Source organism: Stenotrophomonas sp. SAU14A_NAIMI4_5, assembly GCF_003086795.1.
Classification (GTDB): Bacteria; Pseudomonadota; Gammaproteobacteria; order Xanthomonadales; family Xanthomonadaceae; genus Stenotrophomonas.
In genome coordinates this window covers 3,220,169-3,244,147 of the sequence record NZ_CP026003.1, presented here as the reverse complement: position 1 = coordinate 3,244,147, position 23,979 = coordinate 3,220,169, and the positions used below count along the sequence as shown (strand labels likewise).

Here is a 23,979-nt window from a genome sequence, read left to right as displayed (position 1 = left end):
CTTTCCCGACAGGTATGTTCATGACGAATCAATGGATGTTTCGTGCATCGGCGCTGCTTGCGCTGATGCTGGGTAGCGCTTCGGTGCTGGCGCAGGGCCCGCTGCAGGCGGGGCCCGGCGATGTGCAGGCGATCACCGATGCCAGTGCGCGCGATGTCGCAGCGCTGATCGCGCAACCGGGCTTCGCCGACGCCGCGCGCTCAGCGCTCCGCGCGGCGCCGGAGCGCGGCGTGGCGCTGCAGCAGGTGATGACGCGGTTCGATCCGCAGGCGCGCACGCTGGCCAGCAGCAGCCTGGCCCGCCAGGACGGCCAGCTGCGGCTGCGCAAGGGCCTGCCGGAGCAGGGGCCGGCGCTGCTGCAGCTGCGTGCCTACGTGCCCGAGGGCATGTCGCTGGATGCCGTCGCGCCGCGCCAGTTGTGGGTGGCCAGCCTGCCGCGCGGCAATGACCGCGACTGGACCACGCTGACCGCCTACGATGCCCAGGGCCGTGCACATGTGCTGGATGCGAAGCAGGCCCCGGATTTCCCCGTGCTGATCGTCGATGTCGACACCCGCCGCTCGGTGGCCGAGGGCATGGCCCTGGTCAACGCCGGGCTGCGCGCACGGGGCCTGCAGTCGCCCGAGCGCATCAGCATCGCCGCCAATGGTGCCAGCGCTTCATTGGACATCACCCGGCTGGACCGCATCCGCCTGGCCGATGACCAGGAGCCGTGGGCCTTGGGCGCGGCGGAGGTTTTCGCTGTCGTTTCCGGCCTGCAGGTCGACACGGCCGAGCCGGAGATGGTCACGGTCGACATGCCGTACCTGGACTATGACAACACCGATTACACCCCGCAGCAGGCGCTGGTGATCTGGGGCAACTACCGGTTCAACGCGGCCAACGTGCAGTTGTTCGAGGATGACGGCGACACCAACTACCAGGAGCTGCTGGTGGCCCTGACCACGGGCGTGAAAACCGCGCTGGGCGCGTTCGCGCCGGAGTATGCGGTGATCGCCGACATCGCAGGTGCGATCCTCAAGGCGATGCCGACGTCCTGGTTCGCCAACGACATCGATTACCTGGACAGCTTCTACCTGCTGCAGCGTGGGCAGGCGTACACCGATCGCATGGGGGCGGCCAACAACGCCAAGGTCACCCTCACGCCCATCACCCTGGTGGAGTAGGGCAGCAGGGCTTGCAGCCCTGCACCTGCTGGTAGTGCCGGCCGCTGGCCGGCAACCTCAAGATCAAGAGCCGAAGCGGCATTCCGTGGGATGGCGGGGTGGGTCCGGTTGAGGGGGACGCCGTAAACCCGTCCATGGGGGCTTGGTCGCCGCATCCATGCGGCTCACACCCCGCAAACCCACAGTGCCCCGCCTTCGACAGGTTCACGCGGCTGTTGGCAACGGCGGCTGTTGGTGGGTGCCGACCGTTGGTCGGCACGATTTTTCTGTCAGATATCGACAAACAAAATGGGGTCAGATCCGTTTCCCTTCGGAAAACGGATCTGACCCCGCATGTGTCTCGCCGTCACCGGCAACCTGTCAGAGGTGGGGCGGTGTGGGTGGGCAGGACCGCAGGCGCCATGGATGGCGCCTACGAGCCCCCAGGGATGGGTTTACGGCGTGTCCTGCCCACCCACACCGCCCCGCCAAACAAACAGAAACCCAGAGCCGACGCTCTTGCAGTTGCAGTTGCATTTGCTGTTGAATCGGCGGGCGCCGGGCTGCAAGCCCGGCACCCACCCAAACACCTCAGCAGCAGCGACCGCCGTTGCGACCGCCGTAGCGCGCTTCCTGCCGTTCGCGGAAGAACGTCTTGTAGTCCATCGGTTCCTGATCCGGATGCTTCTCCAGCATGTGCCGGACGTAGTTGTCGTAATCAGGAATCCCACAGCACAGCCGTGCGGTCTGCACCAGGCGCCGCCAGATGCGGCGGTGCGTCTGGTACTGGCCGACGGGAACCAGTTGCGTGCTCATTACAGATCCACCATTTCGTGCGGCTTCAGCGCCACGTACGGGGTCTCGCGGTCGCTGCGCTGCGGATTGCGGCGGGCCGCCAGGATGGTCTTGATCGAGTACACCAGCACCGCACCCACCACCAGCAGGAACAGCGCGGTCAGGCTGGTGTTGACGTAGGCATTGACCACGATCTGCTGCATCTGCGCCACCGACTTGGCCGGTGCGGTGATCGTGTCGCTGGCGATTGCCGCCTGGTACTTGTGCGCCTGGGCCAGGAAGCCCTGCGCCGGGTTGCTGTCGAAGATCTTGATGAAGCCGGCGTAGGTGGTGCAGATCAGCAGCCACACGGCCGGAACCGCGGTCACCCACGCGTAGCGGTCACGCTTCATCTTGAACAGCACCACCGTGCCCAGCATCAGCGCGATACCGGCCAGCATCTGGTTGGAGATGCCGAACAGCGGCCACAGCGTCTGGATGCCGCCGAACGGATCGACCACGCCGGTGTACAGCAGGTAACCCCACAGCGCCACGCAGCCGGCAGTGCCGATGATGTTGGCCGTCCACGACTCGGTCTTCTTCAGCGCCGGAATGAAGTTGCCCAGCAGGTCCTGCAGCATGAAGCGACCGGCACGGGTACCGGCATCGACCGCGGTCAGGATGAACAGCGCTTCGAACAGGATCGCGAAGTGGTACCAGAAGGCCATCATCGCGTCGCTGCTGCTCGGGATCGCTTCGTGCAGGATCTGCGCGATACCCACCGCCAGCGTCGGTGCGCCACCGGCGCGATGCAGGATGGTCGGTTCACCGATGGCCGCCGCCGTGGCGGTCAGCTGTTCCGGGCTGATGGTGAAGCCCCAGGTGTTGGTGATGAAGTGCGCCGCCGAGGCCGCATCGGCACCGATCACCGCCGCCGGGCTGTTCATCGCGAAGTAGATGCCCGGATCGATGATCGAGGCGGCCACCAGCGCCATCACTGCCACGAACGATTCCATCAGCATGCCGCCGTAGCCGATGTAGCGCATGTGCGATTCATTGGCGAGCAGCTTGGGCGTGGTGCCCGAGGAGATCAGGGCATGGAAGCCGGACACCGCGCCGCAGGCGATGGTGATGAACAGGAACGGGAACATGCCGCCCTTCCACACCGGGCCGTCGCCGCTGGCGGCGAACTGGGTCAGCGCCGGCATCTTCAGTTCTGGCATGACCACCAGGATGCCGATGGCCAGGGCGATGATCGTGCCGATCTTCAGGAAGGTGGACAGGTAGTCGCGCGGGGCCAGCAGCAGCCACACCGGCAGCACCGAGGCGACGAAACCATAGCCGATCAGCATCCAGGTGATCTGGGTGCCGGTAAAGGTGAACGCCGGGCCCCAGGTCGGGTCTGCCGCCACCTTGCCGCCGAACCAGATCGCGGCCAGCAGCAGGATCAGGCCGACCACCGAAATCTCACCGATCTTGCCGGGGCGGATGTAGCGCATGTACACGCCCATCAGGATCGCGATGGGCATCGTCGCGATCACCGTGAACATGCCCCAGGGGCTTTCGGCCAGCGCCTTGACCACCACCATCGCCAGCACCGCCAGGATGATGATCATGATCAGGAAGGCGCCGAACAGGGCGATGGTGCCGGGCACCTGGCCCATTTCCTCTCGCACAAGGTCACCCAGCGAACGGCCGTTGCGGCGGCTGGACAGGAACAGGACCACGAAGTCCTGCACCGCGCCGGCCAGTACCACGCCCACCACCAGCCACAGCAGGCCGGGCAGGTAGCCCATCTGCGCGGCCAGCACCGGGCCGACCAGCGGGCCTGCACCGGCGATGGCGGCGAAGTGGTGGCCGAACAGCACGTGCTTGTTGGTCGGGACGTAGTCCAGGCCATCGTTGTTGATCACCGCCGGGGTGGCCCGGGTCGGATCGAGCTGCATCACCTTGTCGGCGATGAACAGGCTGTAGAAGCGGTAGGCCACCAGGTACAGCGATACCGCGGCGACCACGATCCACAATGCGTTGATGTGTTCGCCGCGGCGCAGGGCCACGGTGCCCAGACAGAATGCGCCGAGCAGGGCGAGGGCCGCCCAGCCTATTTTGGAAAACCCTTTCATGAGGTGCTCTCTCCCGGAAAGATGTTCAAAGGGTCCCGCGTGACCTGTGCACGGTCAATCGGTACGGAACCTTTCTGCGGTAGTACTTTGGTCGAACACAACGCAGGCGCCGCCGCGCGGCGGACATGACGCGCGGCGAACACCAGCGATGGAACAATCGGTTGCGGCGCCGCCCATTGGCGTTGCGGCGTGCGGCGTCCATCTTCACTGGCATCCATCCAACAGGAGTCGCCATGAGCCTTCCCGAACCGGTCCGCGTGCAGCGCACCATCCGTGGCATGCCCACCTCCGACGGTGCCGGCGTGCGGCTGACCCGTGTCATCGGCGGCCCGTCGCTGCCCGACCTCGATCCGTTCCTGCTGCTGGACGAATTCGGTACCGACCGTGCCGAGGACTACATCGCCGGCTTCCCGGAGCACCCGCACCGTGGCTTCGAGACCGTCACCTACATGCTGGACGGGCGCATGCGCCATCGCGACAACCACGGCAACGAAGGCCTGCTGACCCCGGGCAGCGTGCAGTGGATGACCGCTGGCCGCGGCCTGGTCCATTCGGAAATGCCGGAGCAGGAAAGCGGGCAGATGCGCGGTTTCCAGCTGTGGGTGAACCTGCCGGCGCGCGACAAGATGACCGACCCGAAGTACCAGGAGTTCGCGCCCGAGCGCATTCCGGTGGTGCAGCCGGCCGAGGGCGTGCAGGTGAAAGTGATCGCCGGCAGCGTCGACGGCACCGTCGGCCCGATCGCGCAGCCGGCCACCGATCCGCTGTACCTGGACATCAGCCTGGACGCGGACCGCGCCTGGACCTATACGCTGCCGGAAGGGCACAACGCCTTCGCCTACGTGTTCGAGGGCGGGGTGACGGTGGGTGAGCAGGATGCCGCGCGTGACGTGGCGCGCCAGGAACTGGCGGTGCTGGGTGGCGGCGAGCAGCTGCACCTGTCGGCCGGGCGCGAAGGCGCACGGTTGATCCTGGTGGCGGGTCGCCCGCTGCGCGAGCCGGTCATGCGCCATGGCCCGTTCGTGATGAACACCCGGCAGGAACTGATGCAGGCCTTCGTCGATTTCCAGGAAGGCCGCTTCTGAGGGGTAGCGCCGGGCCATGCCCGGCGGCTTTCCCAGCGTCGCGCGCAAGCACCCGTTCGCCGGGCATGGCCCGGCGCTACCGATCAATGTTGAAGTGCGGGAATGCTGCCAGGCAGTCATTCCCGTGCCCGCTCAGCGTCCGTCGGCCACGGCCGACGGCGTCAGGTTCATGCCCTGCGCCAGCTGCTGCAGGCTGCCCAGCTCCTGGGTGCTGCCCGGATACAGCGCGATCTGCGCGTAGCGTCCCTTGTCCAGCTTGATCACGCTGATGCGCCGCTCGGCATAGCCCGGCGGCTGCTGGCCGCCCAGGTCGGGCTGGTACCAGTACATCGATTCACCGCCGAAGCTGCCCTTTTCCTGGCGCAGCGAACGACTGAGCGGAATGCCCGGATCGCGCTGGCTGAGCATCAGGCTCAGCACTTCACGGCCATCGGCGGTGGCCGCCCGGCACACCACGAAATCAGCTTGTGCCTGCTCCTGCCACTGCAGACCGCTGCTGGCGGGCAGCGACGGACACTCGGCCGGAGCCTGCGCGGCGGCCTGGGCCGCGGCAAACAGCAGGCTCGACAACACAACAGGCGCGAACTTCATGCATCCCCCAAGGTGGCGTGTCGTAAGGCTCCACCGGCGCGCCGGTGGCGGTGGCATCCCATCCCCGGATGCCAAGCCGTCCGCAGGTGTACGGACGGTCATCCCGACCTTAACGGAACGTGAGCGATCGCACAAATTGCGGTTACAACCGTAACCATCACGGCCGAGTGTCGGCCGTGATGGAGGGGGGGGGTGTTCAGCGGTCGCTGCCGACCCACTTGTAGATCATTCCGCCGATCATGCCGCCCAGCAGCGGAGCGACCCAGAACAGCCACAGCTGCCCGGTCGCGCCACTGCCGGCGAAGAACGCGACGGCGGTGGAGCGTGCCGTGTTTACCGAGGTGTTGGTGACCGGGATGCTGATCAGGTGGATCAGGGTGAGGGCCAGGCCGATGGCCAGCGGCGCGAAACCGGCCGGGGCCTTGCCGTGGGTCGCTCCCATGATGACCACCAGGAACACCGCAGTGAGCACGACTTCGCAGAGGAAGGCGGCCGCTACGCTGTAGCCGCCCGGCGACAGCGCACCGTAGCCGTTGCTGGCGAACGCCCCGGCCTGGCTGCCGTCGATGGCAAAGCCAGGCGCACCGGAGGCGATCTGCAGCAGGATGAAGCCGGCCAGCAGGCCGCCAGCGCTACGGCACCAGGTCGCGGGCCGGGAAGCGGCCGCCGGCCCACAGGCCAACGCTGACCGCCGGATTGAAGTGCGCGCCCGAGACGTGGCCGAACGCGTACGCGCCGGTGACCACGGTCAGGCCGAAGGCCAGTGCCACGCCAAGGAAGCCGATACCCAGCGGGTTGCCATCACCGCCGAATTTCGCGGCCAGGACCGCGCTGCCACAGCCACCCAGGACCAGCCAGAACGTGCCGAGGAACTCGGCGGCAAAACGTTTGCCCATGCCCATGACCTGCACTCCAATAAGGCGCGCGGATGCGTGCGGCCGCAGTGGAGTGCACGGCAGGTGATGGCCGCGTATAAGGCGCGTGGACCGCGGCGGGCAGTGCCGAGGCCCTGCCGTAGAGTCGAGCTCGCTCGACTTCCTTCTGCCTCAGTACTGCGGCAGCGGAATGAATTCCTTGTCGTCGCCGGGGATGGTGCCGAAGCGCCCGGCTTCCCAATCGTGCTTGGCCTGTTCGATGCGCTCCTTGGAGCTGGACACGAAGTTCCACCACAGGTGGCGCGGGCCATCGAGCGGCTCGCCACCGAACAGCATCGCTTTCACCGGGGTCTTCGCGCGCAGGCGGCCAATGGCGCCGGCTTCGGGAATGACCAGGTGCTGGGCCGGGATGTCCACGCCATCCAGCTGGGCCTGGCCCTCGAGGATGTACAACGCGCGTTCGCGATGGCCGTTGTCGATATCGATCTCCGCATCCGGGTCGAGGTCGATGGCCACGTTGAGCGTATCGGCGAACACCTTCACCGGCGATTCCTCGCCATAGGCGCGGCCGGCGATCACACGCAGCCACGCGCCGTTGCGGCGCTGCTCGGGCAGGGTGGCAGCGGCATGGTGGTAGAACGCCGGCTCGATCTCCTCGTGCGACTTCGGCAGCGCGACCCAGGTCTGCATGCCGTGGATCGGGTTGTCGTGGTCGCGATCCGGCGGCGGCGTGCGCTCGGAATGGGCGATGCCACGGCCGGCGGTCATCCAGTTCACGTCACCGGGGCGGATGACCTGGTCCGAGCCCAGCGTGTCGCGGTGGCCGATGGCACCGGACCAGAGGTAGGTGACGGTGGCCAGGCCGATATGCGGGTGCGGGCGCACGTCGATGGCGGTGCCGGGGCGCATGATCGCCGGGCCCATCTGGTCGACGAACACGAACGAGCCGATGCTGCGGGCCTGCAGGGTGGGCACGGCGCGGCGTACTTCCAGGCCGCCGATGTCGTGGACGCGCGGGGCGATGATGGTGGTCATGCGGGCGTTCTCGCTGGCAGGGATCAAGGGCGCCAGCATGGCATGCGGTCGTGGTGGGCACATGCCCCATGCGGGTAACAGGTTGTTCCAGCCAACGGCGCAGCCCCTCGTGGCTGGTCGATCGGTAGAGCCGACTGTTAGTCGACTGGCGCTGTGGTTGGCCGGGCGCATCAGCCACGGAAAAGAAAAAAGAAAATCAAAATCAAACGCCGGTCGCTTCGCTCGCATCCACGCATGGCGTGGATCTACTGCGGCAGCCAAGGTCGACACCTGCCGAAATCGGAGTTCACCTACCGTCACCGGGAAACTGTCGGGGGTGGGGCGGTGTGGGCTTGCAGGACCGTAGGCGCCATGGATGGCGCCTACGAGCCCCCATGGACGGGTTTACGGCGTGTCCTGCAAGCCCACACCGCCCCGCCCAACAAACAGAAAAGCCAGAGCCGGCTGTTGCTCCGGCTCCGGCTCTGGCTTTGGCTCTGGATGTTGATCCAGCGGGTGCCGGGCCGCAGGCCCGGCCGACACACTCACACCACGGGTTCGCGCAGGACCGGGTTGTCCCAGCCCGGGCGCGGGGCGAAACGGTCGCCGTGGCGCTGCTGCAGCGCCTTCAACCGCTCGACGATCGCATCGGCACCCACCGCGCGGATGTGCTGGATCGGACCACCACGGAACGGGGCAAAGCCCGTACCGAAGATCACGCCCGCATCCAGCAGGTCCGCATCGGCCACCACACCTTCGTGCAGGCAGGCCACCGCCTCGTTCAGCAGCGGCAGGATCAGGCGGTCTTCCAGGTCCGCCGGGGCCTGGTAGTCGCGGGCCACGTCCGGCTTCTTCGCCCGGCCGTTTTCCCAGGTGTAGATGCCCTGGCCATCCTTCTTGCCGCGCTTGGCCGGGTCCACCGTCGCCAGTGCCTCGGGCACCTGCAGGCCCAGGAATGGCGCCAGCTCCTTGCCCACGCCGGCGGCCACGTCCAGGCCCACCGTGTCGATCAGTTCGATCGGGCCCATCGGCATGCCGAACTTCACCGCGGCCTTGTCGATCACCGGGCCCGGAATGCCTTCGGCATACGCGGTGGCCGCTTCCAGCATGTACGGGAACAGCACGCGGTTGACCAGGAAGCCCGGGCTGCCGGCCACCGGCACCGGGAACTTGCCCAGCGCCTTGCAGAACGCGGCCAGGCGGCGTTCGGTCTCCGGTGCCATGCCGTCGTGGTGGATGATTTCCACCAGCGGCATCTGCGCGACCGGGTTGAAGTAGTGCAGGCCGGCGAACTGGGCCGGGCGCTGGATGTGGTCGCGCAGCTCCACCAGCGGAATCGACGAGGTGTTGGTGGTCAACAGCGCATCCAGCTTCATCTTCGGTTCCAGCGTCTGGTACAGCGCACGCTTGGCCTCCGGGTTCTCGATGATGGCTTCGATGACCAGGTCGGCCTCGGCCACGCCGTTGCCTTCCAGGTCGGCACGCAGGCGCGCGGCCACCGCCGGGCGCTTGCTCTCGTCGCGCACTTTCTTGGCGAACAGCGCCTGCGCGCGCTCCATGGCCGGGTCGATGAAGCGCTGCTCACGGTCCTGCAGCGTCACTTCGAAGCCCTTGTAGGCGGCCCAGGCGGCAATGTCGCCACCCATGACGCCGGCGCCGACCACGTGCACGTGGCGGATGCCGGAATCGCCGCCGCCCAGGCCCTTCAGGCGTTCGGTCAGGAAGAAGATGCGGATCAGGTTGCGCGCGGTCGGCGTGCTGGCCAGCTTCACCACCGCGCGGCGCTCGGCGTCCAGGCGCGCCTGCACCGGCTTGCCGGCGGTGCGCTGCCAGGTGCTGATCAGCGCATACGGCGCCGGGTACTGGTCTTTCTTCGCCTTGCGTGCGACCTGCTTGACCATCTGCGGGGCCAGCAGCTTGCGCGCCAGCCAGGTGTTGGTGGCCCAGGCGGTCGCGCGCTGCTTGAACGGGCGGGTGGTGCCGGACAGGGCCAGGGCCACGGCGGTATCGAGCACCACGGCCGGGGCCACCACCTTGTCGACCAGGCCGATGCCGCGGGCGGCCGAGGCCGACAGGGTGCGGCCGGTCAGCATCATGTCCATCGCCGCGGGCGCGCCCACCAGCTGCGGCAGGCGCGCGCTGCCGCCCCAGCCCGGGAAGATGCCCAGCTGGGTCTCCGGCAGGCCGATGCGGGTGCTGCTGTCATTGGAGGCCACGCGGTAGCGGCAGGCCAGCGCCAGCTCGGTGCCGCCGCCCAGGCAGTGGCCGTGGATGGCCGCCACGGTGGGGCAGGGCAGCTCGGCCAGCTTCTGGTAGGTGGACTGGCCACGGCGGATCGCGTCGTTCACGGTGCCGCGGCGGTCGAACTCCTGGAACTCCTTCAGGTCCGCCCCGGCGATGAAGCCGGCCTTCTTCAGCGACTGGATGACCACGCCCTTGGGCGGGTCCAGGGCGATGCGCTCGAGCAGGTCGCCCAGCTCCAGCAGCACGTCCTGCGACATCGCGTTGACACTGCTGTCCTGACGATCCAAAGACAACACGACCACGCCGTCATCGCGGATCTCGGGGTGCCAGTGGCTGAAGCGGAGACCATCGAAGCCTGAGAGCATGAACGTTCCATCCGGTTGTGTATGGAGAAGCGGCTATGATCCAGAGGTTGTTTCCCCCGCGTCAAATCCCTATAGCTGGGGTGTGGCGACCCCGGATCCATGGCCCCGGACCGGGACGCTAGCGGAACGGTGGTTAAAAGCTGGTGCGGCGCCAGGTGATCGGCGACTGAACTTTTCCCGGGATTGGCAGTCTCATTGCCCGACGTCGGTTGGGCTGACAGGAGTGCGGCCCCTCATGGCCGATGTTGAAACACCACAGGAGCTGGATCTGGAACTGGTCCGGCGCGTGCAGCGCGGCGAGAGCGCGGCCTTCGATGTCCTGGTACGCAAGTACCAGCACCGGGTCGTCGGTCTGGTCGGTCGCTACATCGCCGACTGGAGCGAATGTCAGGACGTCGCCCAGGACACTTTCATCCGCGCGTACCGCGCGATCGGAAGTTTCCGTGGCGATGCCCAGTTCTCCACCTGGTTGCATCGGATCGCCGTGAACACTGCCAAAAACTACCTGGCTTCACACAACCGACGCCCGCCGACCGATGACATCGACATCGGCGACGCCGAGCAGTTCGATACCGGGACACGCCTGCGCGACACCGACACGCCCGAACGCGAGTTGATGCGCCAGGAGCTGGAACAGACGGTGATGAAGGCCGTCAACGCGCTGCCGGAAGAGCTCCGGTCGGCGATCACCCTGCGCGAGGTGGAAGGCCTGAGTTACGAGGAAATCGCGCAGAAGATGGGGTGCCCGATCGGCACCGTGCGGTCCCGGATCTTCCGGGCGCGCGAGGCGATCGACACTGAACTCCGGCCGCTGCTGGACATCGGCAGCGCCACCCGCGAGAAGAGCCGCGTATGACCCACAGTCCGTTGAACGAATCGCAGAACCACCAATCCCCCGCCGGGCAGCGCCTGGACCAGCGCCACAGCGAACAGCTGTCGGCCCTGGTCGATGGCGAGCTTGGTGCCGATGAGGCGCGCTTCCTGCTGCGCCGCATGGAACACGACCCGGAACTGTCCGGCAGCCAGGAACGCTGGCAGCTGCTCGGCGACGTGATGCGTGGCCAGGCGTCGCTGCTGGCCCCGCCGGGGTTCAGTGCCGCCGTCGCCGCCGCCATTGCTGCCGAATCGGCGCCGCAGGCCGAACCGCGCCGCCAGGTGCGCCGCACCGGTTGGCGTGCCTGGGGTGGCGGTGCCGCACTGGCCGCCTCGGTGGCCGCCGTGGCCTTGTTCATGGGAGGCGAGAAGCTGAAGGATGCCGGTCCCGGCGAGACCCTGCCGCCGCAGGTGGTGGCCAGCCAGGCCGAACTGGCGCCTGCGCCCGACCAGGCCGCGGTGACCGAAGCCTCGGCCGACTCCGCTGCGATGGCCGTGGTCGCCGCCCCGGCCGTGGCGATGGCCGCCAGCCGCCGCCAGGACGCCCGCCGCGCCAGCGCCACCCGCAGCCAGCAGGCCGCGCGCGTGGCCCAGCGGGACGACGCACCGCAGCGTGCGGTGGCCGCCGCGCAGCCGGCGCTGAGCCCCAGCGTGCCGGCCAGCAGCACCCGCCACCTGCCCTTCGGCGATGTCGGCAGCCTGCAGGCCCGGCCGTGGCCGAAGTCCAGCCTGGCCCCGGCCGGGGGCGGCGCGCTCAACGCCAACTTCCCGACCTCGTCCGGTGGCGCCGCGTTCTACCCGTTCGAACCGCGCCTGCAGGAAGAACTGCCAGCGCCGCAGCGCCCGCGCGACTGACACGTGCGGGCCCATGCCCCGCCACTGGCGGGGCCCTCCTTCCCCCTCTCCATCCGATCCGGAGGTTGCCGTCCGATGACTCACCGACTCCGCACGCAGGCCATGGGCCTGCTCGCCCTGACCCTGCCGCTGGTGGCCTGTGCCCAGCCCGCCGCGCCGACCGCACCGCAGGCGGCCCCGGCCGCCGCCGCCGCGCCGCGTGCCCCGGCGCAACCGCTGGTCAGCGGCCTGCCTGATTTCACCAACCTGGTCGAACAGGTCGGCCCCGGCGTGGTCAACGTCGACGTCACCATCGTGCGCAACAACCGCCAGGCGTCGCGCGGCCCGATGGGCGACGACGACATGCCGGAGTTCTTCCGCCGCTTCTTCGGCCCTGACTTCCCGATGCCGGGGCAGGGCCAGGGTGGCCAGGACGGCGGCCCCAGCATCAAGGGCCGGGGCATGGGCTCGGGCTTCATCATCTCGCCCGACGGCTACGTGCTGACCAACTACCACGTGGTGGCCGACGCCAGCGAGGTGAAGGTGAAGCTGGGTGACAGCCGCGAGTTCACCGCCAAGGTTGTCGGCAGCGACCAGCAGTACGACGTGGCCCTGCTGAAGATCGACGGCAAGAACCTGCCGACCGTGCGCGTGGGCGATTCCAACACCCTCAAGCCGGGCCAGTGGGTTGTCGCGATCGGCTCGCCGTTCGGCCTCGACCATTCGGTCACCGCCGGCGTGGTCAGTGCCGTCGGCCGCAGCACCGGCGGTCCGGACCAGCGCTATGTGCCCTTCATCCAGACCGACGTGGCGATCAACCAGGGCAACTCCGGTGGCCCGCTGCTGAACACCCGCGGTGAAGTGGTCGGCATCAACTCGCAGATCTTCTCCGCCTCCGGCGGCTACATGGGCATCAGCTTCGCGATCCCGATCGACCTGGCGATGAGCGCGGTCGAGCAGATCAAGAAGAGCGGCAAGGTCACCCGTGGCCAGCTGGGCGCGGTGGTCGAACCGATCGATTCGCTGAAGGCGCAGGGCCTGGGTCTGCCGGACAGCCGTGGCGCGCTGGTCAACCAGATCGTGCCCGGCAGTGCCGCGGCCAAGGCCGGCGTGCAGCTGGGCGATGTCATCCGCTCGGTCAACGGCAGCACGGTCAACACCTGGTCCGACCTGCCGCCGCTGATCGGCGCGATGGCCCCGGGCAGCAAGGTGAGCCTGGTGGTCTACCGCGATGGCAAGCCGCGTGAGCTCAGCGCCACCCTGACCGCCCTGACCGATGACGGCCAGGACAACGCCCGCGGCCCGGCTGCTGCCAATGCCGACGCCGCGCCGCAGTCCGGTGCCAATGCCCTGCTGGGCCTGGACGTGACCGAGCTCAACGCGGTGCAGCGCAAGCAGCTGGGCCTGGAATCGGGCGAGGGCGTGCGCATCACCGGGGTCAAGGGCGAGGGTGCCCGTGACGCCGGCCTGGCCCCGGGCATGGTCGTCCTGCGCGTCGGCAACACCCCGGTCGGCAGTGTCGATGCGCTCAACCGCGCGCTGTCGCCCTACAAGAAGGGCGATGTGGTCCTGCTGCTGGTCCGTGCCAGCAGCGGCAACAGCGCCTTCGTGGCGGTCAAGGCCGGCCAGTAAGGCCTTCACGGCCGCCCCCCGGGCGGCCCTGTCACTCCCCCCGAAGCCCCGCCCCGGCGGGGCTTCGGCCATTCCGGGCCCGGCCCGATCAGGCCGCTTTCGCGGCAGGGCCCCGGGCATGCGATAATCGACCGTTACCCTGACGACGCCGCGCGCCGCCGCCACCTATGTCTTCTGATTCGATGCGGAACATCCGCAACTTCTCCATCATTGCCCACGTCGACCACGGCAAGTCCACGCTGGCCGACCGCATCATCCAGCTTTGCGGCGGCCTGCAGGCCCGCGAGATGGAAGCGCAGGTGCTCGATTCGAACCCGATCGAGCGCGAGCGTGGCATCACCATCAAGGCCCAGTCGGTCTCGCTGCCGTACGTAGCGAAGGACGGCCAGACCTACCACCTGAACTTCATCGACACCCCCGGCCACGTCGACTTCTCCTATGAAGTCAGCCGTTCGCTGGCCGCCTGCGAAGGCGCGCTGCTGGTGGTCGATGCCGCCCAGGGCGTGGAAGCGCAGTCGGTGGCCAACTGCTACACCGCCGTCGAGCAGGGCCTGGAAGTGGTGCCGGTGATCAACAAGATCGACCTGCCCACCGCCGACATCGACCGCGCCAAGGCCGAGATCGAGGCCGTCATCGGCATCGATGCCGCCGACGCCGTGCCGGTCAGCGCCAAGACCGGCCTGAACGTGCAGGACGTGCTGGAAGCCATCGTGCATCGCATTCCGGCCCCGGTGCCGCGCGATACCGACAAGCTGCAGGCGCTGATCATCGACTCCTGGTTCGACAACTACCTGGGCGTGGTCTCGCTGGTGCGCGTCATGCAGGGCCAGATCAAGGCCGGCGACAAGCTGCAGGTCATGTCCACCGGCCGTACCCACCAGGTCGACAACGTCGGCGTGTTCACGCCCAAGCGCAAGGTGCTGCCGGCGCTGCGTGCCGGTGAAGTGGGCTGGGTCACCGCCAGCATCAAGGACGTCCACGGTGCGCCGGTCGGCGATACGCTGACCCTGGCCGCCGATCCGGCGCCGAAGCCGCTGCCGGGCTTCCAGGAAATGCAGCCGCGCGTGTTCGCCGGCCTGTTCCCGGTCGACGCCGAGGACTACCCGGACCTGCGCGAAGCGCTGGACAAGCTGCGCCTGAACGACGCGGCCCTGCGCTTCGAGCCGGAAAGCTCCGAGGCGATGGGCTTCGGCTTCCGCTGCGGCTTCCTCGGCATGCTGCACATGGAAATCGTGCAGGAGCGCCTGGAACGCGAATACAACCTGGATCTGATCAGCACCGCGCCGACGGTGATCTATGAAGTCCTGAAGACCGACGGCACCATCGTCAACATGGACAACCCGGCCAAGCTGCCGCCGGTCAACCATGTCGAGGAGATCCGCGAGCCGATCATCCGCGCCAACGTGCTCACCCCCGAGGAGTACATCGGCAACATCATCAAGCTGTGCGAAGAGAAGCGCGGCAGCCAGCTCGGCATCAACTACCTGGGCAGCCAGGTGCAGATCAGCTACGAGCTGCCGATGGCCGAAGTGGTGCTGGACTTCTTCGACAAGCTGAAGTCGGTCAGCCGTGGCTATGCCTCGCTGGATTACCACTTCGTGCGCTTCGACGCCGGCCCGTTCGTGCGCGTGGACGTGCTGATCAACGGTGACAAGGTCGACGCCCTGTCGCTGATCGTGCACCGCAGCCATGCCGACCGCCGCGGCCGCGAGCTGTGCGAGAAGATGAAGGACCTGATCCCGCGCCAGCAGTTCGACGTGGCCATCCAGGCCGCCGTCGGCTCGCAGATCATCGCCCGCACCACGGTCAAGGCCATGCGCAAGAACGTGCTGGCCAAGTGCTATGGTGGCGACGTCTCGCGCAAGAAGAAGCTTCTGGAAAAGCAGAAGGAAGGCAAGAAGCGCATGAAGCAGGTCGGCCGCGTGGAAATCCCGCAGGAAGCCTTCCTGGCCGTGCTGCAGATGGACAACAAGTAAACCCGCAGCGGCCCTTCGGGGCCGTTCGTCCGGTGACGTTGCAAAGGACCCTGAATGAAATTGTTTGAGATCCTCCTGGTCGTACTGACCCTGGCCTCGGGCCTGATCCTGCTGGCCGACAAGCTTTACCTGGCCAAGCGCCGCGCCCAGCGCGCCGGCCTGCTGGATACCGAGCCGGTGCTGGTGGACTACTCACGCGCCTTCTTCCCGGTGCTGGTGGTGGTGCTGATCGTGCGCAGCTTCATTGCCGAGCCGTACAAGATCCCGTCCAGCTCGATGATGCCGAACCTGCTGATCGGCGATTTCATCCTGGTCAACAAGTTCTCCTACGGCCTGCGCCTGCCGATCACCAACACCAAGTTCGTGCCGTTCGGCGAACCGTCGCGCGGCGACGTGGTGGTGTTCCACTTCCCGGGCCACAGCGACAACGATCCGGCCAAGGGCGAGAACTTCATCAAGCGCGTCATCGGCGTGCCGGGCGACACCGTGGTCTTCGAAGGCGACGGCGTCATCCTCAATGGCGAGCCGCTGAAGTACGACAACAAGGGCATCTACGCCGGCGACAAGGGCCAGGGCGAGGGCGCCAACCTGCTGGTCGAGCACCTGCCGGGCCGCACCCACACCGTGCTGGAGACCGACTATCCTCGCGGCCAGGGCCAGTGGACCGTGCCGGCTGGCAAATACCTGGTGATGGGCGACAATCGCGACAACAGCGATGACGGCCGTTTCTGGGGCCTGCTGCCGGAAGAAAACCTGCGCGGTCGTGCGTTCCTGATCTGGCTGAACTGCCAGGGCTGGTTTTGCAAGGATGGCTTCCAGCCGTCGCGGATCGGCTCGGGCATCAACTGACTTCACATCCACGCGTATCTGGGGAGAACGCAATGAAGAAGATGAACACGCAGCGCGGCATGACCCTGACCTCCTTCCTGGTGGTCCTGATCGTGGTTGGTTTCTTCCTGTACATCGGCATGAAGCTGTTCCCGATGTACCAGGAGTACTACGCCGTGCGCTCGGCGATGAAGAGCCTGGCCAAGGAGCCCAGCGTCGGCACCATGGCGCCGGCGCAGATCCAGGAACTGTTCTTCAAGCGCCTGTACATCAACTACTCGGACAACGTGAAGCCGGCCAACGTCAAGTTCAACCGTCGTGACAACGGCTGGACCCTCAACGTCAATTACGAAGTGCGTCGCCCGCTGGTGGGCAACCTCGACGTGGTTGGCAAGTTCGAATCATCCCAGGACCTCGTTCGTAGCGGTGCCCAGTAAATTCATCCAACGTGGTGACCTGATCGGTCACGTTTTCAGCGATCCAGCCCTGCTCAAGCAGGCGCTGACCCATCGCAGTGCCGGTGCGCCGCATAACGAGCGCCTGGAATTCCTCGGCGACAGCATCGTCAACATGATGGTCGCCGAGGCGCTGTACCAGCGCTGGCCCAAGGCCGACGAGGGCGCGATGACCCGCGCCCGCGCCGAGCTGGTGCGTGAAGGCGCGCTGGCGGTGATCGCCCGCACCCTGGAACTGGGTGAGCGGCTGACCCTGGGCCCGGGCGAACTGAAGTCCGGTGGCCACCGCCGCGACTCGATCCTGGCCGACGCCCTCGAGGCCGTGGTGGCCGCGATCTACCTGGATGTGGGCTTCGAGGCCTGCCGGGCGGTCGTGCTGCCCTGGTTCGCCGCCTCGATGGAGGCCCTGCCGGCCACCGGCCGGCCGGAGAAGGACCCCAAGACCCGCCTGCAGGAATGGCTGCAGGCCCGACAGAAGGCGTTGCCGCAGTACGAACTGGTGTCAGAATCCGGTGACGACCACGCCAAGCACTTCCGGGTACGCTGCAACGTCGCGGACCCTGCCGCCAGCACCGAGGGTGAAGGCCCTTCGCGCCGGCTTGCCGAACAACAAGCGGCTGCGGCCGTCCTAGAACAACTGGATTCCAAGTGAGCGAACAAACTCCCCATCATTGCGGCAGCGTGGCCGTCATCGGCCGCCCGAACGTGGGCAAGTCGACCCTGACCAACGCCCTCGTCGGCGCCAAGGTCAGCATCGTCTCCAACCGCCCGCAGACCACGCGCCATCGCCTGCTGGGCATCGCCACCTACCCGGAAGGCCAGCTGGTGCTGGTCGACACCCCCGGCCTGCACAAGGTGCAGAAGCGGGCGATGAACCGGGTGATGAACCGCGCCGCGCGCGGCTCGCTGGAAGGCGTCGACGCCGGCCTGCTGGTGATCGAAGCCGGCCGCTGGGACGAAGAAGACAGCCTGGCCTTCAACGTGCTGCGCGATGCCGGCATCCCGGTGGTGCTGGTGGTCAACAAGATCGACCGCATGAAGGACAAGGGCGCGCTGCTGCCGTTCCTGCAGCAGGTGACCGAAGGCCGCGATTTCGCGTCCGTGCACCCGATCTCCGCGCAGAAGCGCAACGGCCTGGAAGCCCTGGTCCGCGACGTGCTGGCCCTGCTGCCGGAAGCCCCGCCGATGTTCGGCGAGGACGAGATCACCGACCGCAGCCAGCGCTTCCTGGCCGGCGAGCTGGTGCGTGAACAGCTGATGCGCCAGCTCGGCGAAGAGCTGCCGTACGCCACCACCGTGGAGATCGAGCGCTTCACCGAAGACGGCAACCTGCTGCGCATCGGTGCGGTCATCTGGGTCGAGCGCGAAGGCCAGAAGGCCATCGTGATCGGCAAGGGCGGCGCCCGCCTGAAGGACATCGGTGCCAAGTCCCGCATGCAGATGGAACGTCTGTTCGGGGCCAAGGTGTTCCTGGAAACCTGGGTGCGCGTGCGTGAAGGCTGGTCCGATGACGAGGCCGCACTGAAGGCCTTCGGCTACGAATAAGCCGCGACGGTCGCTTCGATGCTGATCGAGGACGACACCGGGTTCGTGCTGCATGCACGGGCCTACCGCGAGACCAGCCTGCTGGTCGAGGTACTGAGTGCGCAGCACGGCCGCATCGGCCTGCTGGCGCGTGGTGTGTCCACCGCCAAGGGCCAGGTGCTGCGCGCGGCCCTGCAGCCGCTGCAGTGGATACGCTTCAGTGCCCTGCAGCGCGGTGAACTGGCCCAGCTGCGCGGCGCCGAGGCGCTGGACGCGGCCCCGCGCCTGGTCGGCCAGGCGATGCTGGCCGGTTTCTACCTGAGTGAACTGACCCTGCGCCTGGCCCCGCGCCAGGACCCGCTGCCGGAGCTGTACCTGGCCTACGGCGAGGCGCGCGCGCGGCTGGCGGTGGGCGCGGGCCTGGCATGGACGCTGCGCCGTTTCGAGCGTGAGCTGCTGGCGGCGCTGGGGCTGGGCTTCGAGCTGGACACGGCCAGCGACGGCCAGCCGGTGGACCCGGCGGCACGCTACGAACTGGACCCGCAGGAAGGCCCGCAGCGCCTGCTGAGCGAGCGCGGTGGCGAACGCCGGGCGGCGGCAACGGGCTCGGCGCTGCTGGCACTGGCGGCGGACGACGAGCCAGATGCGACAGACCTGGCCAGCCTGCGCCTGCCGATGCGGCGGGTGCTGTCCCATCACCTGGGGGCCAAGGGCCTCAAATCCTGGGAACTCCTCGAGCAGCTCACTCCCCGGAGGTAAGGGGGGTGTTCGGCAGGGCTTGCAGCCCTGCACCTGCCTCAAGCCAGAGCAACGTCAACGGCAGAAGCTGGCTATCCGTGGAATGGCGGGGTGGGTCCGGTTGAGGGGGACGCCGTAAACCCCCCTCCGGGGTCCGGCCCAGCCGCTGGCGGCTGTGCGTTCGGGCGCTCGCGAAGCAGTGCTTCGCAAGCAAAGCGCCCTCACCCATGGGGGCTTGGTCGCGGCATCCATGCCGCTCACACCCCCTCAACCGGACCCACCCCGCCTTCGACAGACCTCCGCGATCTGCCGGAACGGCGTTCCGCTCTGGTGGGTGTCGACCGTTGGTCGACACGGGGTCGGATCCTGTTGCGAAGCAACGGGCTCTGACCCCAGAAGAAATTCGATATCTGACAGATGTGCCGACCAACGGTCGGCACCCACCAAGAGCAGATTCCAACAGCCGCCGGCCAACTGTCGAAGGCGGGGCACTGTGGGTTTGCGGGGTGTGAGCCGCATGGATGCGGCGACCAAGCCCCCATGGATGGGTTAACGGCGTCCCCGCAAACCCACAGTGCCCCGCCATCCCACGGAATGCCGCTTCGGCTTTGGCCGTTGCTCTGGCTTGAAGCAGGTGCAGGGCTGCAAGCCCTGCCGAACCACCCCTCAGTGCAGGAGCGCTGCCACCGCCGCCCGGAACCCAGCCTGGGCCGGCACCGACTCCGGCGCGTGATGCAGCTGCCGCACCGCACGCGCCAACCGCGCCGCCCCCACGAACCCGCAACTGGCCTGCAGCCGATGCAGCTGGTTGCGCAGGCTCGACGCGTCGTGCTGGTCCACCGCCTGTTCCACTGCGTCGCGTACCCCCGGCAGCTCGGCCAGGAACAGCTCGCGCAGGGCGATCAGGTGGTTGCGCTGGCCGTTCAGGGCCGCCAGGGCTGCCGTCTCGTCCCAGTCCTCCACCACCAGCTCGATCGCCGCCGGCGGCGGGGTCGCTCCAGCGGGAGTGTTGACCAGGGCGCGGCGTACCGCCTTCAGCAGCTGGTCGCGGCCCAGTGGCTTGACCAGGGTGTCGCTGAAGCCCGCTTCGCGCAGGCGCTCATGGATGCTCACGTCGCCATCGGCGGTGTGGGCCAAGGCAGGCGTATCCGGATGCGAGCGGCGCAGTTCATGCAGCAGCTGCGCGCCATTGCCATCGGGCAGGTTGACGTCGATCAGCCACAGATCATGGGCGCCCGGCTCGGCGCGGGCCAATGCACTTGCAAGTGAGTCAGCGGTGTCCACATCCGCTGGTAACGTTTCCAACGCCGCCTTGAAAAAACCGCGGCTGATGATGTCGTCCTCGACAAGCAGGAAGCGGGGCCGGCTGGTCCGCGGGTTCATCTGCATCAGGGCTGCCTCCATGTCAGCTGTGTCCATCATCAAGCACGCGGGCGGCGGGCGCAAGCGGCCATCGGGCCCCCTCGGCCCGGATCTGCGACAATACGCACCCATTTTTGCCCGCAGCCTGTTGCCACGTGGCCCGATCCCGCTCCCGCATCGACCGTACTCCGTTCCAGACCGAGATCCTCGACCTCAGCCATGATGGTCGTGGCGTCGCCCGCCGTGAAGGCGAGGGCGGCAAGGTCACCTTCGTCAGTGGCGCCCTGCCGGGCGAAGTGGTGATGGCCGAACCGACCGCCCGCAACCGTCATTTCGACGAGGCCCGCACCGTTGAAGTGCTGCAGCCCTCGCCGCAGCGGGTGACGCCGAAGTGCCCGCACTTCGGTACCTGCGCCGGCTGCGTGCTGCAGCACCTGGACGAAGGCCAGCAGATCGTCGCCAAGCAGCGCGTGCTGATGGACAACCTGGAGCGCATCGGCCACGTGAAGCCGGGTGCCGTGCTGCCGCCGCTGGTCGGCGAGAGCTGGGGCTACCGCCGCAAGGGCCGCTTCTCGGTGCGCCGCGTCGAGAAGAAGGACAAGACCCTGGTCGGCTTCCGCGAGCAGGATCCGCGATTCGTGGCCGACCTGAGCCAGTGCCTGACCGTGATCCCGGAAATCGGCACCAAGGTCGAAGCGCTGTCGACCTTCATCGAATCGCTCGATGGCAAACGCGACATCCCGCAGATCGAATTCATCGCCGGCGACCAGGCGGTGGTCTTGACCGTGCGCCACATGCAGCCGCTCAGCGATGCCGATCGTGCCGCCTGGGCCGCGTTCGGCCAGCAGCATGAGTTCGTGATCTACCTGCAGTCCGGCGGCGTGGACACCGTGCAGCCGCTGGACGGGCAGGGCGTGCCGCTGTCGTTCCGGCTGGAGCCGTGGGATGTCGAGCTGGCGTTCCGTCCGCTGGATTTCATCCAGGTCAACGCCAAGCTCAACGAGAAGATGATCGCCCACGCCCTGGACCTGCTGGAACCGGGTGAGGACGAGCGCGTGCTCGACCTGTTCTGCGGCCTGGGCAACTTCACCCTGCCGCTGGCCCGTCGCGTGCGCGAAGTGGTCGGCGTGGAAGGCGATGCCGGCCTGGTCACGCGTGCCCGCGAGAACGCCGAGCGCAACGGCCTGGCCAATGCGCAGTTCTTCAGTGCCGACCTGACCCAGGACCAGCGCAGCACCCCGTGGATGCGCCAGGGCTTCGACAAGCTGCTGCTGGACCCGCCGCGTTCGGGCGCCATCGAAGTGCTGCAGCAGCTGCCGCTGAAGCAGTTCAAGCGCATCGTCTATGTCAGCTGCCACCCGGGCTCGCTGGCCCGCGATGCAGGCTACCTGGTCAACGAGCAGGGCTTCACCCTGGTCAGCGCCGGTGCCATGGACATGTTCCCGCACACCGCGCACGTGGAAAGCATCGCGGTGTTCGAGAAGCGCTGAATCAGTTCACCGGCAGCGGGTCCAGGCGCCACTGGTCGCCGACCCGCTGCAGGCCGACGGTCAGCTGGCCGTCGTGGCCGCTGTCGAAGGCCAGCAGCAGGGCGCACCGTAGTTGTCCGTTGGCCTGGTCCAGCTCGCAGCCGTCCAGGCCGGTCAGGCGCATGCCATCGAAGTCCGCACGCATGGCTGCACGTTCGGAAGCGTCGCTGCCTTCGGCGATGAGCTCCTCGATGCGGGCCTGCAGCTGCGGAACGAGTTCCGCCAGCGGCGGCTGCGGTGCCTGCAGCCGCGTCGACTGCAGGCGCCAGCCATTGCCCTGCGGCGCCAACCGCATCATCCGATGGCCCTGCTTGATGCCACGCTCGTAGCCGACGCTGCAGTCGACCGCGCCATCGTCGGCCGGCACGCACCAGGGCAGGGAATTCAAGCGAGGCGCGAACATTGCGGCGGCGACCTGGCTGCCCATGCTTCTGCCCTGCAGGCCGGACTCGATTTCCGAGGCCAATGCCGCCTGTACCTGTTGCAGGTCGGGGACAGACGCTGCCGGGGCGAGCGCAGGCGTACAGCAGCAGAACAGGAACAGCAGACGACGCATCGACCGGCATCCATGCAGGAGGGGGCGTCATTGTAGGTTTGCCGCATCGCCTGCGGTACCGGCATGGTCACAGCGATCCCGCATAATGGCCGCATGGGCATTGAAATCGAACGCAAATTCCTCGTCACCCACGACGGCTGGCGTGCCGCCGCGCACCGGGTGATCCCGATGGCGCAGGGCTACATCAACGATATGGGCTCGCTTGATCGCGGCACCCAGAATGCCTCGGTGCGGGTGCGCATCGAAGGCGACCACGCCGCACTCAACCTGAAATCGCGCACCATCGGCCACACCCGCCAGGAGTTCGATTACCCGATTCCGGTGGAAGACGCGCGCGAACTGCTCGCCCTCTGCGTCGGCGGGCTGATCGACAAGCGCCGGCACCTGGTCGAGCACGCCGGCCTTACCTGGGAAGTGGACGAGTTCCTCGGCGACAACGCCGGGCTGGTGGTGGCCGAAGTCGAACTGGACAGCGCCGACCAGGCCATCGACCTGCCGGACTGGGCCGGTGCCGAAGTGACCGACGACACCCGTTACTACAACGTCGCCCTGGCCAGCCACCCGTATTCACAGTGGTGAACCCAAAAGGGGACGGAGGGGATTAATTGAATTAATCCCCTCCGTCCCCTTTTTTCGCTGGCGGCGGTCCCCATGTGGTCTGGATGAAGATCGATATCTACTCCGACGTGGTCTGCCCCTGGTGCTGGATCGGCAAGCATCGATTCGAGCAGGGTGTGCAGTTGCTGGGCGCCGATGCGCCTGAACTCGATATCCAGTGGCAGCCGTTCCAGCTGGATCCGGATGCCGGCGACACCCCGGTGCCGCTGCGTCAGGCCTATGCGGCCAAGTTCGGCGGCGCCGAGCGCACCGAACAGATCCTTGGCCAGACCCAGACCACCGCGCGCGCCGAAGGCCTGCCGATGGATTTCAGCCAGGGCCAGGTGCGGGTGACCACGCTGCCTGCGCACCGCGTGCTGTGGCTGGCTGGCGAGCACGGCGTGCAGGACGCGGTGGGCGAGGCCCTGTTCCGCGCCCACTTCGAGCACGGCCAGAACCTGGCCGACACCGAGGTGCTGGTGAAGGCTGGCGTGGCCGGCGGCTTGGACGGCGCCGAGATCGCGCAGCTGCTGGCCTCCGACCGTGGCTTGGCCGAGGTGGAAGCCAAGCTGGCCCAAGCCCACGCACTGGGCATTTCCTCGGTGCCGACCTTCGTCATCGACGGCCGCTGGGCCATCTCCGGCGCGCAGCCGCCGGAAGCCTTCGCCAACGCCCTGCGCCAGATCGCCGCCGAGCAGGGCGCCCCCGCCGCCGCTGCCGGTGACGAGGCCTGCGGCCCGGACGGCTGCGCCGTCTGAGCGGGCTGGGGTCGGAGCCCTTGCGGGGATCCGACCCCGGGGTCGGATCCCCAAAGGGGCTCTGACCCGCGTCCCCTTTGCCCCGAACACTGCGCCTGCCG

Annotated in this window: 21 protein-coding genes and 1 pseudogene; 14 read left to right on the top strand and 8 right to left on the bottom strand. The window is 67.7% G+C overall.

Annotated elements, in window-relative coordinates; all coding sequences use genetic code 11:
- Positions 1-35: 35 nt before the first annotated feature.
- The gene (locus tag C1925_RS15130; RefSeq protein WP_159097536.1) at positions 36-1,166 is read left to right on the top strand and encodes a DUF3103 family protein; all 1,131 of its coding nucleotides are present in this window, start codon (positions 36-38) and stop codon (positions 1,164-1,166) included.
- Between the two features lie 570 nt (positions 1,167-1,736).
- Here the strand turns inward: C1925_RS15130 and C1925_RS15125 are convergent.
- A complete protein-coding gene (locus C1925_RS15125; protein ID WP_108765908.1) occupies positions 1,737-1,961 on the bottom strand; it encodes a CstA-like transporter-associated (seleno)protein in 225 nt (74 codons plus the stop codon).
- Positions 1,961-4,042, bottom strand: coding sequence for a carbon starvation CstA family protein (locus C1925_RS15120; protein WP_108769600.1), 2,082 nt, complete (start codon positions 4,040-4,042; stop codon positions 1,961-1,963). Before C1925_RS15120 ends, C1925_RS15125 begins: the two co-directional genes overlap by 1 nt.
- 233 nt (positions 4,043-4,275) lie before the next feature.
- On the opposite strand from C1925_RS15120, the gene C1925_RS15110 reads away from it, so the two are divergent.
- Complete coding sequence (locus C1925_RS15110; RefSeq protein WP_108769598.1) at positions 4,276-5,127, top strand: pirin family protein; 852 nt, start codon at positions 4,276-4,278, stop codon at positions 5,125-5,127.
- A gap of 132 nt (positions 5,128-5,259) precedes the next feature.
- Here the strand turns inward: C1925_RS15110 and C1925_RS15105 are convergent, their stop codons facing one another.
- The 4 genes and pseudogenes from C1925_RS15105 to C1925_RS15090 all read right to left on the bottom strand — a co-directional run bounded on the left by C1925_RS15105 (position 5,260) and on the right by C1925_RS15090 (position 10,216).
- Positions 5,260-5,718 (bottom strand): hypothetical protein, encoded by a 459-nt coding sequence (locus C1925_RS15105; RefSeq protein WP_108769597.1) that lies wholly within the window; start codon positions 5,716-5,718, stop codon positions 5,260-5,262.
- Positions 5,719-5,914: 196 nt separating this feature from the next.
- Positions 5,915-6,620 (bottom strand): annotated as a pseudogene (gene aqpZ / locus C1925_RS15100) (aquaporin Z).
- Between the two features lie 144 nt (positions 6,621-6,764).
- Complete coding sequence (locus tag C1925_RS15095; protein WP_108770732.1) at positions 6,765-7,628, bottom strand: pirin family protein; 864 nt, start codon at positions 7,626-7,628, stop codon at positions 6,765-6,767.
- Between the two features lie 524 nt (positions 7,629-8,152).
- Positions 8,153-10,216 (bottom strand): 3-hydroxyacyl-CoA dehydrogenase NAD-binding domain-containing protein, encoded by a 2,064-nt coding sequence (locus tag C1925_RS15090; protein ID WP_108769596.1) that lies wholly within the window; start codon positions 10,214-10,216, stop codon positions 8,153-8,155.
- A 235-nt stretch (positions 10,217-10,451) separates the two neighbouring features.
- On the opposite strand from C1925_RS15090, the gene rpoE reads away from it, so the two are divergent.
- From rpoE to recO, 9 genes are all read left to right on the top strand, one after another.
- Positions 10,452-11,072, top strand: a complete 621-nt coding sequence (gene rpoE / locus C1925_RS15085; RefSeq protein ID WP_079222753.1) for an RNA polymerase sigma factor RpoE — start codon at positions 10,452-10,454, stop codon at positions 11,070-11,072.
- On the top strand, positions 11,069-11,944 hold the full coding sequence (locus C1925_RS15080; RefSeq protein WP_108769595.1) for a sigma-E factor negative regulatory protein: 876 nt from the start codon (positions 11,069-11,071) through the stop codon (positions 11,942-11,944). The genes rpoE and C1925_RS15080 overlap by 4 nt, the downstream gene beginning before the upstream one ends.
- A gap of 75 nt (positions 11,945-12,019) precedes the next feature.
- Positions 12,020-13,555 carry a DegQ family serine endoprotease gene (locus tag C1925_RS15075; RefSeq protein ID WP_108769594.1) on the top strand — a complete coding sequence of 512 codons (1,536 nt, stop codon included), beginning with the start codon at positions 12,020-12,022 and terminating at the stop codon, positions 13,553-13,555.
- A gap of 182 nt (positions 13,556-13,737) precedes the next feature.
- The gene (gene lepA, locus C1925_RS15070; RefSeq protein WP_164075431.1) at positions 13,738-15,531 is read left to right on the top strand and encodes a translation elongation factor 4; all 1,794 of its coding nucleotides are present in this window, start codon (positions 13,738-13,740) and stop codon (positions 15,529-15,531) included.
- A 54-nt stretch (positions 15,532-15,585) separates the two neighbouring features.
- Positions 15,586-16,380, top strand: a complete 795-nt coding sequence (gene lepB, locus C1925_RS15065; RefSeq protein ID WP_108769592.1) for a signal peptidase I — start codon at positions 15,586-15,588, stop codon at positions 16,378-16,380.
- A 32-nt stretch (positions 16,381-16,412) separates the two neighbouring features.
- Entirely contained in the window at positions 16,413-16,796 is a 384-nt protein-coding gene (locus tag C1925_RS15060) for a DUF4845 domain-containing protein (protein ID WP_108769591.1), read from the top strand.
- The gene (gene rnc, locus C1925_RS15055; RefSeq protein ID WP_079222748.1) at positions 16,786-17,466 is read left to right on the top strand and encodes a ribonuclease III; all 681 of its coding nucleotides are present in this window, start codon (positions 16,786-16,788) and stop codon (positions 17,464-17,466) included. The genes C1925_RS15060 and rnc overlap by 11 nt, the downstream gene beginning before the upstream one ends.
- Positions 17,463-18,359, top strand: a complete 897-nt coding sequence (gene era / locus C1925_RS15050) for a GTPase Era (RefSeq protein ID WP_108769590.1) — start codon at positions 17,463-17,465, stop codon at positions 18,357-18,359. The genes rnc and era overlap by 4 nt, the downstream gene beginning before the upstream one ends.
- Positions 18,360-18,377: 18 nt before the next feature.
- A complete protein-coding gene (recO, locus tag C1925_RS15045) occupies positions 18,378-19,097 on the top strand; it encodes a DNA repair protein RecO (RefSeq protein ID WP_108769589.1) in 720 nt (239 codons plus the stop codon).
- 645 nt (positions 19,098-19,742) lie between these two features.
- Here the strand turns inward: recO and C1925_RS15035 are convergent.
- Positions 19,743-20,459, bottom strand: a complete 717-nt coding sequence (locus C1925_RS15035) for a response regulator (protein WP_174213552.1) — start codon at positions 20,457-20,459, stop codon at positions 19,743-19,745.
- A 134-nt stretch (positions 20,460-20,593) separates the two neighbouring features.
- Here C1925_RS15035 and rlmD point away from each other — a divergent pair, with 134 nt between their 5' ends.
- Positions 20,594-21,928, top strand: coding sequence for a 23S rRNA (uracil(1939)-C(5))-methyltransferase RlmD (gene rlmD, locus C1925_RS15030; protein ID WP_108769588.1), 1,335 nt, complete (start codon positions 20,594-20,596; stop codon positions 21,926-21,928).
- Between the two features lies 1 nt (position 21,929).
- Here rlmD and C1925_RS15025 read toward each other — a convergent pair whose 3' ends face one another.
- Positions 21,930-22,523 (bottom strand): hypothetical protein, encoded by a 594-nt coding sequence (locus C1925_RS15025; RefSeq protein ID WP_159097535.1) that lies wholly within the window; start codon positions 22,521-22,523, stop codon positions 21,930-21,932.
- A gap of 93 nt (positions 22,524-22,616) precedes the next feature.
- On the opposite strand from C1925_RS15025, the gene C1925_RS15020 reads away from it, so the two are divergent.
- Both C1925_RS15020 and C1925_RS15015 read left to right on the top strand, forming a co-directional pair.
- Positions 22,617-23,102, top strand: coding sequence for a CYTH domain-containing protein (locus C1925_RS15020; RefSeq protein ID WP_108769586.1), 486 nt, complete (start codon positions 22,617-22,619; stop codon positions 23,100-23,102).
- 83 nt (positions 23,103-23,185) lie between these two features.
- Positions 23,186-23,878, top strand: coding sequence for a DsbA family oxidoreductase (locus tag C1925_RS15015; RefSeq protein WP_108769585.1), 693 nt, complete (start codon positions 23,186-23,188; stop codon positions 23,876-23,878).
- The last annotated feature ends 101 nt before the right edge of the window (positions 23,879-23,979 follow it).